We start from the raw sequence: 259 nt of genomic DNA, 5'->3' as shown, positions 1-259 counted from the left end.
ATTCATGAGCACACAAAGATGATAGGCATTCAGCGTTCAAAAGGTTACGGCATTCGCCCTTCTTTTACAGTCGCGCAAATAAAAGAAATGATTTCTTTTGTAAAGAGTATTAAGCCTGACGTTATAGTATTTGTCGATAACTGCTACGGTGAATTTGTAGAAACAATCGAGCCAACGCATGTAGGAGCAGATTTGATGGCGGGGTCGCTCATTAAGAACCCTGGTGGAGGTCTTGCTAAAATCGGCGGCTATATTGCAG

The 259-nt window shown here is 42.5% G+C and carries 1 protein-coding gene; it reads left to right on the top strand.

Features of this window, described 5'->3' with window-relative positions; translation table 11 throughout:
- Positions 1-18: 18 nt before the first annotated feature.
- On the top strand, positions 19-259 hold a 241-nt coding region (locus ACEN88_RS35690), incomplete at its 3' end, for a methionine gamma-lyase family protein (protein ID WP_413347120.1).

The organism is Massilia sp. CT11-108 (assembly GCF_047302915.1).
GTDB lineage: Bacteria > Pseudomonadota > Gammaproteobacteria > Burkholderiales > Burkholderiaceae_D > Telluria > Telluria orientalis.
The sequence above is the reverse complement of the archived record's forward strand: the minus strand, read 5'-3'. Positions and strand labels throughout refer to the sequence as shown.